The 362-nt window shown below is 44.5% G+C and carries 1 pseudogene; it reads right to left on the bottom strand.

Features of this window, described 5'->3' with window-relative positions:
• Positions 1-266 (bottom strand): annotated as a pseudogene (locus tag L976_RS01740) (IS110 family transposase); the annotation flags it as partial.
• Positions 267-362 lie beyond the last annotated feature (96 nt).

Here is a 362-nt window from a genome sequence, read left to right as displayed (position 1 = left end):
TCATTTTTGTTACCTTGCCGAAAAGGCACGACAAATTGAGGAGCAATTAACTTGACGCTGTGGCCCAACAGCTCAAATTCTCTGGCCCAGTAATTTGCGCCACTACAGGCTTCCATCACAATCAGACAAGGCTCAATTTGAGCGACAAAGGGCAGCAAGTCTTTGCGTCTAAGCATTTTCTTTTTAATTAACTTGCCTGCTTTATCGACGCCAACAGCATGAAAAACAGACTTTGCGATATCTAAACCGATTGTAGTAATCTTCATAGGTGGACCCGTCCTCTTTCTGATGAGTTTTAGCGACTACATCGTGGCCCATTGCGAGGCCGATTTAAAGTGGATGGGTCCATTCCATTATCCATG

The organism is Shewanella sp. ZOR0012, assembly GCF_000798835.1.
Classification (GTDB): Bacteria; Pseudomonadota; Gammaproteobacteria; order Enterobacterales; family Shewanellaceae; genus Shewanella; species Shewanella xiamenensis.
The sequence above is the reverse complement of the archived record's forward strand: the minus strand, read 5'-3'. Positions and strand labels throughout refer to the sequence as shown.